Here is a 15997-nt window from a genome sequence, read left to right on the forward strand (position 1 = left end):
TCGACTGGTATCGCGCCCGCTGGGAGATCGAACTGTTCTTCCTGGTGCTCAAGGAAGGCTGCCGGGTCGAGCGCCTGCAACTGGCCGACACGCGTCGCCTGCAAAGTGCGCTGGCGCTTTACATGGTGATCGCCTGGCGGATCAACCGCCTGATGCGCCTGGGTCGGAGCCTGCCCGATTTACCCGCCGACATGGCGTTCGAAGCCGATGAGTGGCGGGCCGCCTTTATCCTGAACAAGAAGCCCATCCCGACAGCCGTGCCCGCGCTGAACACCGTCTTGCGCCTGATCGCCCAGCGTGGAGGCTTCCTGGCCCGCCGACATGATGGTGAGCCCGGCGCCAAGACAATCTGGCTCGGTCTCCAGCAGCTGGCCGTCTTTGTCGAAGGCATGCGCCAGGCAAGGAAAATGGATCAGGGGTGAATTGTGTGTAAGGGGATGCGGTAAGCCCCCTCTCGCTCTGCCACCATTTTTTCGAAACCTGCCGTATCCATAGCGACTCGCCCAGACTCAAGCTCACCAAACATTTACTCGGATGTAATTCCCAACATCTTTGCCCCTTCCGGCAAGTTGACAAGGAAACGTCCAAAACACGCCGGCGAACCCGAGCGCTCTGGCGCAGCAATACACAGCGAACTGACGAGCACAATCGCCACGGCTCCGCACCTACGCATCCAGGAACTTCCGCTTATCGTCACCCCGCGTGCCCCTGACCATCCAGCGGTGTCTCATCCGCTGGCATCTCATAGGCCACCAGCTTCCACACCGTCGCGGATCGGTAGGTTGGAGCGGCTTCACCGCGCAGTTTCTGCCACAGGCTCGCTGTACCGCTCACGGGCGTATGCGGCATGACCTCGCCTTCCCGGATCAGGCGTTCTTCTCCTTCTTCAGCCCGCCAGCGGCCTGTTTGCGGACACTGACGTCCCGTCGTGGCCATTTCTCCGAGGGGGGCTTTCGGGGCCGGGGCTGCCTCGCTCCGTTTGGCCGGGCCGGTGGGGCGCAAACGGATGGAGTTCACCACGGCATCGAACAATTCGACGGCCTCCTTTTCGGAGATCATCGGGCGTTTGCCTTGATAGCCGCTATTTCGGCCCGTCGTCAGTTCTACTACGAGATTTGGTTTGAAGGGATCATCCGGCACACCCTGGGCCTCCCAGCGGAATATGTGCACCTTGTAACCACCGCCTGTGGGGACCATGTCCAGGCTCTCCTCCCCTTCGAACGGCCCCACGTCATGCTTACCGCGCCTCAACGTCTTCATCTGCCCCATCAAAGACAGAAAGACCTCCGGAACTGCAACGTTATTCAATCGTGTCAGAAGCGAGGGCTCTGGTTTAGTTACCGTCCAGGACTCCACCGTCAAACTGAGCTCTGGCCATTTTTTAAAATCAAGAAACAGCTTTGCGCGTTCTAGAGCATTCTCCGAGCCATTGCTGGCGACAAATCCGTCCTCGATACACATACCGGGTTCGACGGGAATCTCGTCAGACTGGCGTACACGGAGATTAGAAATCATCACTTCGAGTTCAGGCAGAACCTCTCTTCCAAAAATATCAGCTTCATACCCCTTCTTTTTAATTGAAAAAAGACTCCCTCCTCTTAAAGCGTAAGCTTCGAAGCCATAGCTATCTCGACCAAAAACTTCCTCGACGGTAGTGATAATTTTTGTATTTGGGTGAGGCGTATAGCTTCGCAGCAGGATGCGATCTTTCTTCTTGTCGCTTCCCTTATAAATATCCTCTCTCTTGACAAGAAACTGCTCAAACCCATTCTTATCAAGTGCAACACTATCCTTATCTAAGAATCCAAACAAATAGTGTGAAGACACACCAAGAACCCTTGCCCCATCCGGTACGTTGATAAGGAAACGACCGAAACATGCGAGCGCACTCCGAGCACTCGTCTCTCCAGCAAAGACGTCACTATCCACCGTCATTGCGAAAAGCCCAACGAACAGGAAGGCGATGATTCTAAACATGAGTTTCCCTTCATTTGTGGTAATTCCCTGACAGGCTTCGCACTGATAACAATACGACCGATGCAGTAGCTCGCTGCATGCTGGACTTCGGCATTTGAGTAACTATGTTGATGATCAAAGCCTTTCATTTTGAATACACATTTAACAAAATCCTTGTCGCCCTTCACGAGTTCACCAGATGCCCGCGGCACAGTAACATCACCTGCATTTTCCCCATCAGAATCTCTGGGAGCCTCAGCCCTAATAAGACACATACGAATCCCATTCGCCCCCTCCCCAAGAACGGCACTCCCCGAGTCCTCCCACGATTTGGCTTTCTGATCAATTAATTTATCCCTAATGTCAGGCAATAGACGATCCTGCGTCACCCATAGGACTGCGCCATATGAGACCTGATCTTTATCAGAACCGAAATACGCATATGTTCTTGGATGAAAATAAAGGCCAAGATTTTTTTCATGAAACCTCTGAACTTCTTTGAGAGCATTGGCATAACTTGAAAAGGCAGTTATTTTTGTCTTTTCTATCAAGCCCGCCGGATCAATCAACTTCTCATCCACCATTCCCCACCATTTATCCTGTACACGAACAGAATAAATTTGCTCATAGGGGTCGCCACCAGGCGTAGGCAATGGCGGCATCAACGTCTCCCGCAGCTCCCCGCTATGTCGTTCGAAACGCAACCATCCGGCCGGATAGTGTTTGTTCGGCAGCAACTCCAACGGCCCCGGTGAATTGGCCATCACGCAGGTAATATCGGCAGCACTCCACCCGAGAACCTCGGCCGCAAATGCCCCCAGCACGTCGGAAGGCCCCTTGGTCTCCGTCCCGGCCCGGAATCGCCGATAGACGACCGGGGCGCCCCCAACCGGTTGGACGCCATGGACGACGCCGAGGATGTCCTTTTCGGCCAATTGAGCCGCGCGCCGGGCAACCAAGCCCCCCATCGAGTGAGTCACCAGGATCACCCGGCCCTCCGGAATGAATTGGCAATCGGGATGGTTGTAGTGCTTGAGAACATCCTGGATGCGCTGGACCAGGCGCTTGGCGGAGTCGGCATTACTTTCCAGCCAGTTGTAGCCGCAGGCCCATACCGGATAGTAGTAATCATCCAGGCGCGCGATTTCGTCGTCTGTCAGGGGCGGACAATCGCCGCCAGCAACCTTGTTCCAGCGCTTGAGCGCATCCGTCGGCAGCGGATTGCCATCCTTGTCCTTCTGCCCCGCCGGATACCGCAGGGTCTTGGCCAGTTCCCAGACCGGCATCAACCGGGACGGTTGTCCGTCCGGGCTGCTCTCGTACTGATCGTTCAGAACCTTCTCGAGAGTCAGCAGGATTTCCCCGTAGCTCTCCCAATGTAGTTCTCCCCAGCCACGGCGGCGCGCCTCGGACTCGTCGAGGGTATAGGTGGAGTCCGACAACTCGATGGGCCCTGTCGGATCGACCTCACAATGCTCGGGCGTCAGCTGCCTCTGACGCGCTGCCGCATCCTGCCTGCATCGGTAGAACCACTCCCCTATACCTTCGGCCGTTCCATTTGGGGGTCGCCAGGCCGGGGGCTGTTTAGCGTCATATTTCGCAGTCGCCCTCAAATTGCTCCCCATGATCCCCGGCACGAAGATCACTGGGATCGCATGCCGTTTGGGCAGGATGCATAGCGCGCGCGGGGCGAAGCTTTCGGGGCTGAGGACGGAGTCGAAGACGGGGTTGCCGTTCTTGTCGAAGCGCATCACGAGGCGGCGTGTCGCCTGGGGGTGGACCGGGACGTCGGGAAGATCAGCCATAGTGGATGAGGTCAGGGTTTGGGGGTGATCGACAGGGGTTTCATGTCGGTATCGCTGACGATGCTGCGGGACGCTCCATCGGCGGCGCTGTTGCCGTCGTCGCGCAGCGCGCCGTCCGCATCGTGGACGGTGTACGCGATGCCTTCGCGGGCCTGGCCGGCGCGGCCGGCGAAGGCGACGCGCTCGTTGGTGCGCATGCTCGACGTGGGCATGCCGGGCAGGTCGATGCCACCGCCCCCGCCGCCGCCGAAGTTGAAGCCGGCGGCCTTGCCCTGCACCTGGCCGGTGGCCGACAGGGTGATGCCGCTCTCGTCCAATGCGATCTGCGCACCGGCCGTCTTCAGCAGGATGCGCGGCGCCTCGATGAGGATGGAGTCGAGCGAGTACTGGTGCAGGCGTTTGGCAGCGCCGATGTCGATGCCGTCCCGGTGGGCCATCAGCTGCAGCTGCCCCGCCGCCGCGACGAGCTTCATGCCGGCCTGGTGGGCGAAGGCGGCGATGCCCTGGGCGGCGCGCATGACGATCTTGCGGCCGGTGCTCAGGTTGGCGTCCTGCATCGCGGTGAAATCCAGGTTGGTCCCCGATGAGGCCTGCACGCTGCACGGGCTGGACAGCCCGATGCCGGCCGGCGCCGACACGGCAATGGCCGCCTCCGCCGGCTGCTTGTGGTCGCCCCAGCCGCCCACTGCATCGCGCAGCGCGGCCTGGCCGCTGGTGTCGGTGCCGCCGGCCTGGTGGGCCGTCGCCATCTCGCCGAGTTGGCGGCTCATGGCCAGCGTCACGTCGAGCTGGCCGAGGAGTTCCTGACGGTCCAGCGTGCCGCCCTTGCCTTCCGGGCGCGGGTCGGCGCTGATCAGCAGGCCTTTGGCGGCCCGCAGCGCACCGAACAGGTCGGAGCGCAGTTCGAAGCCGGCCCCCCGGTAGACCGACGCCCCGTCGTGGCGCGGACCGCCGATCCAGCCCAGATTGAGCTGGGTCTTGCCGCATTCCGACGACAGCTTGGTCTTGATCTGCCCAGTGGAGTCGTCGAAGAGCAGCTCGCCGTAGCCGTTGCCGCGCAGTTCCCGGCTCTGAAAACCGGACAGCGCGCGGTTGGCGGGATAATGCCCGGCCCCGGAGAAGCGCGGCGGCGGATGGGTGCCGTTGCTGAGGCAGCCCAGCACCACTGGCCGGTCGATGTCGTTGCCGATGTAGCCGACCAGCACCTCCTGGCCGACCCGCGGCAGGTGCAGTTGCCCCCAGCCCTCGCCGGCCACCGGCGTCAGCACCCGCAGCCAGCAGGTGTCGCGGCCTTCCGGATCCCACGGGAAGCGGACCTGGATGCGCCCCAGCGCATCGGTATTGACCTCCTCCCCCGGCGGGCCGACAACCACCGCCGGTTGTACGCCCGGCGCGGTGGGCTTGGCATGGCGGCTCTGCTCATAGGCAGGGCGCCAGGGCACGCCGGCGCGCACCGCGGTGAAACGGTTGCGATAGCCCGCCTCGCCCGTCGTCCCCTCGGCGCCGCCGTCCGCCAGGCCGGAGATGCGATGGAGCAGATCCGGCGCCAGGTTGTTGCGCGCGTCGTGCTCGACGGCCACGTAGAGGAAGCCCTTGTCGTCGGCCGCGGCATAGTGGCCGTCCAGATGGAAGCTGCTGCCGGCCACCGCGCTGCGGATGCTCCCGCTGCCCTCCCAGCACAGCGCGCGGGATTCGAAGGCTTCCATGCGCAGGCGCGCATAGCGGTACAGGTCGTCGCTGCCCGACCCGTAGTACTGGGACTGGGGCCCGTAGTCCGGCAGGCCGCGGGCCAGGTCGGCACCCGGGCCATCGTCGAGGAGGGTCGGCAGATCCGCGGTCAGGCTCGTCACCCCCTTGTATTCCCAGCTCTGCAGCGCCACGCCGCCCGGCACCAGGCGGCGCGTCGGCTCCCAGCGGTCGATGGTGTCGAAGGCCTCGGTGGCGAGGGCCTGGCGATAGGGCTGCACGGCCTGGGCGTTGCCGGGCAGCGCCCCCACGTCGTCGAAGAACACCAGGCTCTGCAGGCCGACCTCGTCGCCGTCCGCCGGCAGGTGTTCGAAGTAGTAGCCGATGCCTTCCTCCGCGGCCAGGCGCTCGATGGCGGCCAGTGCGCTCTCCTGGTGGAAGACCGTGTAGCTGCGCACCGGGTAGCGGCCAATCAGGTCGAAACGCCACTGCAGATCGGGCACCGAACGCTGCCAGCGGCACAGCTCGGCGTCGAGGATGTCCGGTACCGACAGCTCCTGATAGGTACGGGCCACCCGCCCGATGCCCAACAGCGCGAAATGCGGCGCTAACATCAGGTCGAAGCGTGCAAAGCCCCCATCCGCCCCGCGCGGCGTGGCGCGGGTGACGACGCCGTTGAACCAGCGCACATTGCCGGTCACCCCTTTCAGCTCGACCCCGATGCGCCGTCCGAGAAAACGCTCCGGCCCTATCCCCGCCCTGGCGCTGTAGCACTCCAGCTCATAGGCATAGCACTCGGACAGCGCCTCCCGCCCGTGCAGGCGGCCGGCCAGCAGCAGGCTGCCATCCGGCTCGCCGGCGTCGATATGCAGGGCAAGCAGGCGCGACGCGTCGGTGAAGCTGCGCAGCAGGGCCGCAAGGGATGCGGGCGAGAAGTCCATGGAAACGCACTCGGAAGTGGCAGATGGAGGCGCATTTTAATTCCATATGTATTTTGTATGCCAAACAAATTAACTTCTCTACGGATGCAGGGATGCCTCTGCGCGAGCGGAAGCTCCCCACATGTCCCTCACAGTCTTGCCTCCGACAGCACCAGCGCACCACGGCAGTGCTCCTGCCCCAACCCCGCACCACATCGGCCCCCATTCCGGGCAACTGCCCCCGCTATCCGCCCCGAATACGTGCCTTTCCCCCATGGAACGTTTTTTGCACCGCAACACGCAATCAATCATTCATCGGAGAGCCGACATGGCCGCGAACTGCACCTGGGATTCCATGGATGTCCATTTGCTGCGCGTACTGCACGCCCTGCTCACCGAGTGCAGCGTGAGCAAGGCGGCGCGGCGTCTCAACCAGTCCCAGCCGGCGGTCAGCACTGCGCTGCGGCGGCTGCGCGACATCACCGGCGACCAGTTGCTGGTGCGCTGTCGCAACGGGATGACGCCCACCGAGCGCGGCGCCGGGCTGCTCGAGCCGGTCAAGATCGCGTTGCAGCAGATCGAGGCCATCGCGGTGCGGCAGGTCAAGTTCGACGCGGCCAGCTCGCGGCGCATCTTCAACATCGCCACGCCGGACTACCTCAACGCGGTGCTGCTCGGCGAGATCGTCGCCCGCCTACGCAAGCTGGCGCCGCACAGCCAGGTGGCCTTCCATTCCCTGGGGCCGGATTACGACTACGCCCGCGCGATGGAGAACGGCGAGCTCGACGTGGTGATCGGCAACTGGCCGCAGCCGCCGGAAAACCTGCGCATCGCGCCGCTGTTCGAAGACGAGGTGGTGTGCCTGATGCGCAAGGGCCATCCGCTGGCCGGCAAGCCGCTGGGCACCGCCGAATACCTGGCCGCCGAGCACCTGGTACCGACGCCCTATGCCGTGGGCCAGCGCGGCGTCATCGACCTGCACCTGGCCCGCGAGCGTATGAAGCGCAACGTGGTGGCCTACGTGCCCTACTTCGGGCTGGTGCCCTACCTGCTGCTGGAAACCGACATGCTGTTCTCCAGCCCGCGGATTTTCGCCGAGCACTGCGCCAAGATGATGCCGCTGGCCGTCGCCGAGCCGCCGATCGAGTTCCCGAAGATGAGCTTTTACCTGCTGTGGCACGACCGCAGCCATTACGAGGAGGAATGCCGCTGGTTCCGCGAGCAGATCATCTCGGTGGTGCGCAACTCGCCGGCCCTGCAGAAAGCCGCCCCCGCCACCCCACCCAAGGGCCGCGCCGCCGACAGCACCGCCTACGCCACGGTGTGAGCCTGAACGGGGGGCCTTCCCCCCGTCGGGACGGCGCGCCGGACGATTCCGTCATATGAAAAATTGATTTTTTCTGCCGAAAAAATCATCCGATGGCGTGAAAAATCCGTTTTTCCGTATGACGAAAATCTTTTGTCATATGGAAGATTTTCCGAGACGCGTGACGGAACGGTTCTGTCACACGACAAAATCGTTTTGCCAGACCGCCGGACGATTTCGTCACCAGACGGAAAACTTGCGCCGCATGACAAAACGCTCGGGTGGCATGACGCAGCATTTTTTTCATCCGAAAAAACGGTTTTTTCGGATGAAAAAATCTTCCATCGGACTGACAGAACCCTCCAGCCACGGGACGCAATGATTCGTCCACGCCAACGGCGCATCGCGTGAGCTGAGCTGGTCTCGCCGCGCCGCCCCGCCAGCCCCCGCAGCGGCGCGCGAAAGCTCAGTGCGTCAGCCGGCCGTGGGCCTCCAGCGCGTCGGCGGCGTTGGGGGCGACGATGCCCTGGCGCTGCATGCGCCGGTACAGCGTCGAGCGCGACACGCCGATGGCGGCGGCAGCGGCCGAGATGTTCCAGTGGCAGCGGCGCAGTTCGTCGAGCAGGGTGTCCCGCTCGTTGCCGGCCGGGCGTCCCGCCTCCGGCGCGGCCGCAAATACAACCGCCGGCGCTGCGGCAACCGTCAGCACCGGCGCCTGCAGCCCATCCGGAAAATGCGCCGCCGCCAGCACGCCGTCGTCGCACACCGCCACCGCAAAACGCAGCGCGTTGCGCAGTTCGCGGATGTTGCCGGGCCACGGGTAGGCGGCCAGTTGTTCGAGCACCGCGTCGGGCAGGCTCAACTGCCGCCCGGCGGTGACCAGCTCCTGGGCCAGCACCTGGCGGATCACCACCCGCCGGTCGGAGCGCTCGCGCAGCGCCGGCAGGCGGAACACCGCCGCATTCAGGCGGTAATACAGGTCTTCACGGAACTGGCCGGCGCGCACCATCGCGGCCAGGTCCCGGTGGGTCGCGCAGACCACGTTGAGGTCCACCGCTTCCGGCTCCGACGCGCCCAGCGCCACCACCTCGCCCTCGGCCAGCACGCGCAGCAGGCGCGTCTGCAGCGCCAGCGGCATGTCGCCGATCTCGTCGAGGAACAGCGTACCGCCGCTGGACTGCTGGACCTTGCCCTTCGAGCCCTTGGCCTTGGCACCGGTGAAGGCCCCTTCCTTGTAACCGAACAGCTCGCTCTCAATCAGGCTCTCCGGGATCGCCGCGCAGTTGAGCGCCACGAAGGGCTTGTCGCGGCGCAGGCTGTGGCCGTGAATGGCGCGGGCGAAGGCTTCCTTGCCGGAGCCGGTCTCGCCGAGCAGCAGGATGGTCAGCTTGCGGTCCACCACCCGCTTGACCCGCTCGATGCTCTCCAGCACCCGCGGATCTTCGGCGGCCAGCGCATCGAAGCCGCGCTTCACCGACAACGTCGCCGGCACCGCCGCCTCGCGCACCGGCGCGCGCAACTGGGCCTCGAAGCGCACCCCATTGGCCAGGCAGCGCAGCGGAATCGGCGCGCCGGGGCGCTCGTGGGCGCGCTTCACCAGTTCGTCGGCGGACAGGTCGAAGACGTCCTCGACGCGCCGCGACGGCAGCTCCGCGCCCGGAAACAGCCCGGCCCGCAGGCGCCGGCTGGCGGCCAGGATGCGCCCGCCGTCGTCGAAGGCCAGGCAGTGGGCCTCGCCAAGGCTCCAGCAATCCCCCGGCCCGCTGATCGACAGGATCCACGCCGTCTTGTAGCTCTCCACGAACAGCGCATTCTCGATGGCCAGCGCGTTCTGCTGGACCAGCCGGAACACCACCGACTGGCTGCTGCGGTTCTCCGGCGCCGCAAAGGCCGACGCATTCAGCACGCCCACCAGCTCGTCACGAGGGCCGAACACCGGCGCGGCGCTGCAGGTGATGCCGTGGTTGTGATTGCGGAAATGCTCCTCCCGATGCACCAGGATCGGCGCCCGGTCCACGATGGCAGTGCCGACGCCGCAGGTGCCTTCGTCGGACTCCGACCAGCAGGCCCCGGCAATGAAGCCGCGGCGCCGGAACTCCGCATCCAGGCTCGGCGTGCCACGGAAATCCACGCTGGCCCCGTCGCCGGTGGTGAGCAGCACGCAATAGCCGGAATCGCGCACCTGCTCGTGCAGGCGCGCCACGCCCAGTTGGGCGATACGTAAAAAGACGGCGGCGCGGTCGCGCAGGTCGCGGAACTCGGCGGCCGACAGCACCCGCGGGCTGGAGCGGGTGGAGGGATCGATGCGGTAGGTTTCCTCCGAGCGCCGCCACGATTCGCGCAAGCGCGCCTCGGTGGCCGCCAAGCTCAGCATTCCGCCGGGCAAGAGCCCCCCGGCCAAGGCATCGGTGTGCCTGCCCTGCATATCCATCTCCTCGTCTCCACCGCTTATAAGGGTGCGCGCCGCGCTGGCGGAATCCGCCGCTGCGGCTGCTATTTGTGGCTGGATGATAGCGCATGGAAATTGCCATTGCGAATAGAAGCGACAAATAAGGAAATACCCGGACGAATACCGCAGCGCAGCAGAAAAATGCGCTGTAGCGAATTACGACTTTGCGACACGACACCTGATTCATTGCCCGCTACACCTGTAGTGCACGGGCGGACCGCGCGCGACCTTCAATTCAACCCAATTTGGATCCAAAAATAATCACAGCGCACCCACAAAAACAGAAAGCACCTGATTTAAAAAGATAAAAAACAAAAGCCAAACCCTCGATGAGCTCCATTTCAATTCCATGGCACAGGCTTTGCCTAATAGAGCCGGCCACAAACCAGAATGCAGGACAGGAAAATGAAAAGGACGCCTTCCACACCATTTGTCGAGACCACGCCGGATAACGTGGCCAATCCCAATAGACGGGAAACGCTGAAAGCCACCTCGGCACTGCTCCTTTGCGCCGGGCTGGGAATTGGCCGCAATGCCCTTGCCGATGACGACGCCAATTCGAAACCGAAAGTCGGCGACCAATTGGCGCGCACCGACGCCGAGGGCAAGGCCCAGCCCCTGCGCTGCAACGAGATCCAGGCGGACGCCAAGCCGGTAGCCGCCTTCCCCTTCGAGCCGGCCAGCGGCGAAGTGCGCGACGGCTCCCGCCTCAACAAGGTGATCCTGGTCCGCGTCGATCCGCAGGAGCTCACCGACGAGACCCGCGCCTACGCCGCCGGCGGCGTGCTGGCCTATTCGGCGGTATGCACGCACCAGGGCTGCGAGGTTTCCGAATGGGTCGCCAAGGACAAGACCCTGATGTGCTACTGCCACTTCTCGAAGTTCTCCCCCAGCCAGGGTGGCCAGGTTGTCGCCGGCCCGGCCCCGCGCACGCTGCCGCTGCTGCCGCTGAAGGAGGAGAACGGCGTGCTGGTGGTGGCCGGCCCCTTCACGTCCCACCCCGGCGTCGCCAAGTCCGCCTGATTTTTCCCCGCCTCACCCGCTCGCCCACACCAAAGCAATAAAGGAGACATCTGCAAATGAAAACCCGACTCAAGGCCCTGTGTGCCAGCCTGACCCTCGTCCCCATGCTGGCCGGCGCCAGCCTGGCCCCCTACAGCCCCGTCACCGACGCCCGCCTGACCAAGCCCGAGGCCGGCAACTGGCTGATGTACCGCGGCAACTACGAAGGCTGGGGCTACAGCCCGCTCAAGCAGATCACCAACCAGAACGTCGGCAAGCTGGTGCCGGCCTGGTCCTACACCACCGGCATGACCGAGGGCCACCAGGCGCCGCCCATCGTCAATAACGGCTACATGTACGTGTCCACCCCCAACAACCAGGTGATCGCGCTGGAAGCCGCCACCGGCAAGGAGCTGTGGCGCTACAAGAAGACCATCCCCGACGAGCTGATGCAGCTCCACCCCACCAACCGCGGCGTGGCGCTGTACGGCGACAAGCTCTACCTGGCCACCACCGACGCCTTCCTGGTGGCCCTCGACGCGGCCACCGGCAAGGAGCTGTGGAAGGTGCCCGTGGCCGACTGGAAGAAGGGCTATTACATGACCCTCGCCCCGCTGGCCGCCAAGGGCAAGATCATGGTCGGCTCGTCCGGCGGCGAGCTGGGCATCCGCGGTTTCATCGCCGCCTTCGACGCCGACAGCGGCAAGGAAGCCTGGCGCACCTACACCATCGCCGGCCCCGGCGAAGCGGGCAGCGAAACCTGGCCCGGCGAGACCTACAAGACCGGCGGCGGCTCGGTGTGGATCACCGGCACCTACGACTCCCAGACCAACATCGCCTACTGGGGCGTCGGCAACGCCGGCCCGTGGATGCCCGACACCCGCCCCGGCGATAACCTCTACGCCAACTCCACCATCGCCCTCGACGTGGATACCGGCAAGATCAAGGGCCACCACCAGTACCACTGGAACGACGCCTGGGACTGGGACGAAGTCTCCGCGCCGCTGCTGATCGACCTTGAGCACAAGGGCAAGAAGTTCAAGTCCCTGGTGCACGCCGGCCGCAACGGCTACCTGTGGCTGCTGGAGCGCACCCAGGACAAGGTCAATTACGTGGATGCCTGGCCCTATGTAACGCAGAACGTGTTCACCAGCCTCGACCCCAAGACTGGCCGGCCGACCTATGACCCGAAGCGCATTCCCGGCACCGGCAAGAAGACCGACTTCTGTCCGTCCCTGTGGGGCGGCAAGGACTGGCCGCCGGAGGCCTACAACCCGCAGACCGGCCTGCTCTACATTCCGGCCAACAACAACCTGTGCTCCGAACTGACCGGCGAACCAGTCAAGTACAAGGCCGGCAGCCTGTACATCGGCGTGTCCCTCGACAACATCCTGACCAACGTGCGGATGACCGAGAAATCCCGCCAGCACATCGGTGAAGTGCAGGCCTGGGACCTGAAGACCGGCAAGAAGGTGTGGACCCACACCTACCCCGAGATGAACTGGGGCCCGCTGATGACCACCGCCGGCAACCTGGTGTTCGGCGGCGGCACCAACGACCGCATGTTCCGCGCCCTCGACGCCAAGAGCGGCAAGGTGCTGTGGGAGACCCCGACCCCGTCCGGCGTCACCGGCGTGCCCTCGTCCTTCGAGGTGGACGGCGAGCAGTATGTGGCCGTGCAGTCCGGCTGGGGCGTCGATGCCCAGCGCATGCAGGGTGCCTTCGACGCGGTGCTCGACCACAAGACCGTCGTACCCCAGGGCGGCACGATCCTGGTCTACAAGCTGCAGAAGTAAGCCCGCCCCCCAGCTCCACCCCGGTTCAGCCCACCCGCGCGATCCGCCCCGCGCCGCCCTCCGGCGGCGCGGCGGGGGGACTCACGCCCAAAAACGACAAAGGAGACATTCATGCAGACCCTTCACACCCCCTTCCGCCGCCTGTTGTCGGCCGCCGCGCTGGCCGGCCTGGGCGCCGCCTGCGCCCCCGCCGCCTTCGCCCAGACCACCTTCGACGTCATCGGCCCCCACGAATACGAGCTGCCGGTGGACTTCAAGCCCTTCAACGTCTTCGTGCAGTACGGCTACGTGCAGAACAACAAGGACACCTTCAACGCCAACGGCGACAAGGTGAAGGGCGACGGCAGCCAGACCATCGTCGGCATGTCCAAGTACGTGCGCTTCTGGACGCCGGAAGGCAACCCGAAGATCGGCCTCGCCTACGAGGTGATCGTGCCGGAGATCGGCGTGCGCAACCAGCACGCCGCCAATGCCGCCGACCGCCACATCAGCGGCATCGGCGACCCGCTCACGGGCTTCGCGGTATGGATGAAGCCGAGCCCCGAGTCCACCTTCGGCTTCCAGTCCTTCCTGCAGGTTCCGGTCGGCGACGACCGGGTCAGCGACACCAACTGGAAGAACCTGTCGAGCTTCCTGTGGGACGTGCGCCTCACCGACAAGCTCGGATGGACCGCCGACGCCGGCATGGTCTTCCAGAGCGAGAAGAAGGACGGCAGCCGCCCCGGCAACACTTTCCACACCAACCACCGCCTCGGCTACCGGGTCACCGGCCTGCTCGAGCCCTTCATCGCCCTCGACTACGAGAGCACCAGCAGCCGCAACAACCAGCCCAGCGCCCGCGTGCTGGACGGCGGCGTCGGGGTGATGTTCCACACCTTCGACAACCAGTCCATCAGCCTGCGCTACTCGTCCAGCATCGACGGCAAGAACCACGCCGCCAACAACAGCGTGAACATCAAGTACGCCTACGTGTGGTGATTCCCCAAAACCAGCGCCAAGGAGTGTTCCCATGAAGATCCTGCATGCCCTCGCCTTCAGCATCGCGCTGCTCGTCGCCGCCTGGGTTTATCTCAGCGTCGGCAACCCGAACCTGGGCTTCAATCCGTGGATCGGCTTCGTCGCCTGGGCCGCCTTCTTCGCCGCCGGCGGCGGCAGCGGCGGGCTCAGCAAGGCCCTCGGCGCCGGCCTGGCCGGCATCCTGCTCACCGCCGTGACCCTCGCCGGGGTGCAGGCGCTGGGCGGCGGCCTCGGCCCGCTGATCGGGCTGGTCGCCGTGCTGGCCTTCGTGCTGGTGGCGATGGCCGACATCGGCGCCCTGTCCTACACGCCGGCGGCCTTCCTCGGCGCGGCGTCCTTCTTCGGCTCCGGCGGAAAGATCGACCTCAGCATCGCCCTCGTCGCCCTGACCTGGATCGCCGGCCTCGCCTTCGGCTACGTGTCGGAGAGCGTCGGCAAGAAGCTCGCCCGCCCCGCCGCCTGACCTTTCCCCCTCCAGCCCCCACACCTCAACCCCGATACACCTCAGGAGACCCAACGTGACGACCCTCTACGAGAACTACATCGACGGCCGCTTCGTGCCCGCCGACGCCACCACCGCCATCGACGTGCATAACCCGGCCAACCACGCGCTGCTGGCGCGCATCCCCACCGCCAGCAGCGACGAGGTGAATGCCGCGGTGGACGCCGCCCGCCGCGCCCAGCCGGGCTGGGAGCGCCTGCCGGCGATCCAGCGCGCCGCCCATCTGAAGGCCATCGCCGCCAAAGTTCGGCAGAACAAGGAGCGCCTCGCCGAGATCATCACCCGCGAGCAGGGCAAGGTCCTCGGCCTGGCCCGCGTCGAGGTGGATTTCACCGCCGACTACATGGACTACATGGCCGAGTGGGCACGCCGCATCGAGGGCGAGATCCTGCAGAGCGACAGGCCGGGCGAGACGATCTTCGTGCATCGCAAGCCGATCGGCGTGACTGTCGGCATCCTGCCGTGGAACTTCCCGTTCTTCCTGATCGCCCGCAAGATGGCGCCGGCCCTGATCACCGGCAACACCATCGTCGTCAAGCCGAGCGAGGAGACGCCGATCAACGCCTTCGAGTTCGCCCGCCTGGTGGCCGAGGCCGGCCTGCCGGCGGGGGTCTTCAACCTGGTCGGTGGGCGCGGCGCCGACGTGGGGGCCAGCCTGTGCACCCACCCGGACGTGGGCCTGATCAGCTTCACCGGCAGCGTCGCCACCGGCTCGACGATCATGCAGGCCGCCGGCCGCAACCTGACCCGCGTGAACCTGGAGCTGGGCGGCAAGGCGCCGGCCATCGTGCTGGCCAGCGCCGACCTGGACCTGGCCGCCAAGGCGGTGGTGGATTCCCGCGTGATCAACACCGGGCAGGTGTGCAACTGCGCCGAACGGGTCTACGTGGAAAAGTCGGTGGCCGATGCATTCACCTCCAAGGTGCGCACGCTGATGGCCGCCACCCGCTACGGCGACCCGCTGGCCGAGCCGGATGTGCACATGGGCCCGCTGGTGAACCAGATCGGCCTCGACAAGGTGGCGGCGATGGTGAACCGGGCCCGCGAGCAGGGCGCCGAGGTGATCCTCGGCGGCCGCGTGGCCGACCGCCCGACGGGCTTCCACTACGAGCCGACGGTGATCACCGGTTGCAGCGCCGACATGGAGATCATGCGCAAGGAGATCTTCGGGCCGGTGCTGCCGATCCAGACGGTGGACAGCCTCGATGAGGCCATCGCGCTGGCCAACGATTCGGAGTACGGCCTCACCTCGTCGATCTTCACCAGGGATCTCAACGCGGCGATGCAGGCCTGCCGCGAGCTGCGCTTCGGCGAGACCTATGTGAACCGGGAACACTTCGAAGCCATGCAGGGCTTCCACGCCGGCCGCCGCAAGTCCGGCATCGGCGGTGCCGACGGCAAGCACGGCCTCTACGAGTACACCGAGACCCACGTGGTGTACATGCAGAACTGAGCCCTCCGTTTTCTCCTCGTTGTTCTCCGCGTTGTTGTTACGGCGGCCGCCGACCTCCCGGCCGTGCCGCCGGGACGGCGGGCGAATCCTCCCTCTCGCCCGTCG

At 64.8% G+C, this 15997-nt stretch carries 12 protein-coding genes; 7 read left to right on the plus strand and 5 right to left on the minus strand.

Annotated features, from left to right (window positions below; translation table 11 throughout):
- Positions 1-422, plus strand: a 422-nt coding sequence (locus B4920_RS23345) for an IS4 family transposase (protein ID WP_305847118.1), incomplete at its 5' end; no start/stop codon positions are given.
- Between the two features lie 271 nt (positions 423-693).
- Here B4920_RS23345 and B4920_RS29010 read toward each other — a convergent pair.
- The 3 genes from B4920_RS29010 to B4920_RS23360 all read right to left on the minus strand — a co-directional run bounded on the left by B4920_RS29010 (position 694) and on the right by B4920_RS23360 (position 6388).
- A complete protein-coding gene (locus B4920_RS29010; RefSeq protein ID WP_139379607.1) occupies positions 694-1977 on the minus strand; it encodes a T6SS immunity protein Tli4 family protein in 1284 nt (427 codons plus the stop codon).
- Positions 1932-3710 carry an alpha/beta hydrolase gene (locus B4920_RS23355; RefSeq protein ID WP_216819996.1) on the minus strand — a complete coding sequence of 593 codons (1779 nt, stop codon included), beginning with the start codon at positions 3708-3710 and terminating at the stop codon, positions 1932-1934. The genes B4920_RS29010 and B4920_RS23355 overlap by 46 nt, the downstream gene beginning before the upstream one ends.
- A gap of 62 nt (positions 3711-3772) precedes the next feature.
- Positions 3773-6388: a type VI secretion system Vgr family protein gene (locus B4920_RS23360; RefSeq protein ID WP_079437093.1), complete on the minus strand. Its 2616-nt coding sequence runs from the start codon at positions 6386-6388 to the stop codon at positions 3773-3775.
- A gap of 307 nt (positions 6389-6695) precedes the next feature.
- On the opposite strand from B4920_RS23360, the gene B4920_RS23365 reads away from it, so the two are divergent.
- Positions 6696-7694: a LysR substrate-binding domain-containing protein gene (locus tag B4920_RS23365; RefSeq protein WP_079437094.1), complete on the plus strand. Its 999-nt coding sequence runs from the start codon at positions 6696-6698 to the stop codon at positions 7692-7694.
- A gap of 85 nt (positions 7695-7779) precedes the next feature.
- Here the strand turns inward: B4920_RS23365 and B4920_RS29015 are convergent, their stop codons facing one another.
- Positions 7780-8064, minus strand: a complete 285-nt coding sequence (locus B4920_RS29015; protein ID WP_139379608.1) for a hypothetical protein — start codon at positions 8062-8064, stop codon at positions 7780-7782.
- A gap of 75 nt (positions 8065-8139) precedes the next feature.
- Positions 8140-10098 carry a sigma-54-dependent Fis family transcriptional regulator gene (locus B4920_RS23370; protein WP_088179536.1) on the minus strand — a complete coding sequence of 653 codons (1959 nt, stop codon included), beginning with the start codon at positions 10096-10098 and terminating at the stop codon, positions 8140-8142.
- A 429-nt stretch (positions 10099-10527) separates the two neighbouring features.
- Here B4920_RS23370 and B4920_RS23375 point away from each other — a divergent pair, with 429 nt between their 5' ends.
- From B4920_RS23375 to aldA, 5 genes are all read left to right on the plus strand, one after another.
- Positions 10528-11145, plus strand: a complete 618-nt coding sequence (locus B4920_RS23375) for a ubiquinol-cytochrome c reductase iron-sulfur subunit (protein WP_088179537.1) — start codon at positions 10528-10530, stop codon at positions 11143-11145.
- Positions 11146-11201: 56 nt separating this feature from the next.
- The gene (locus B4920_RS23380; RefSeq protein WP_079437096.1) at positions 11202-12920 is read left to right on the plus strand and encodes a methanol/ethanol family PQQ-dependent dehydrogenase; all 1719 of its coding nucleotides are present in this window, start codon (positions 11202-11204) and stop codon (positions 12918-12920) included.
- 111 nt (positions 12921-13031) lie between these two features.
- Positions 13032-13898 carry a transporter gene (locus tag B4920_RS23385; protein ID WP_079437097.1) on the plus strand — a complete coding sequence of 289 codons (867 nt, stop codon included), beginning with the start codon at positions 13032-13034 and terminating at the stop codon, positions 13896-13898.
- 31 nt (positions 13899-13929) lie between these two features.
- Positions 13930-14400 (plus strand): DUF1097 domain-containing protein, encoded by a 471-nt coding sequence (locus tag B4920_RS23390; protein WP_079437098.1) that lies wholly within the window; start codon positions 13930-13932, stop codon positions 14398-14400.
- Positions 14401-14455: 55 nt separating this feature from the next.
- Complete coding sequence (gene aldA / locus B4920_RS23395; protein WP_079437099.1) at positions 14456-15892, plus strand: aldehyde dehydrogenase; 1437 nt, start codon at positions 14456-14458, stop codon at positions 15890-15892.
- The last annotated feature ends 105 nt before the right edge of the window (positions 15893-15997 follow it).

The organism is Zoogloea sp. LCSB751 (genome assembly GCF_002028455.1).
GTDB lineage: Bacteria > Pseudomonadota > Gammaproteobacteria > Burkholderiales > Rhodocyclaceae > Zoogloea.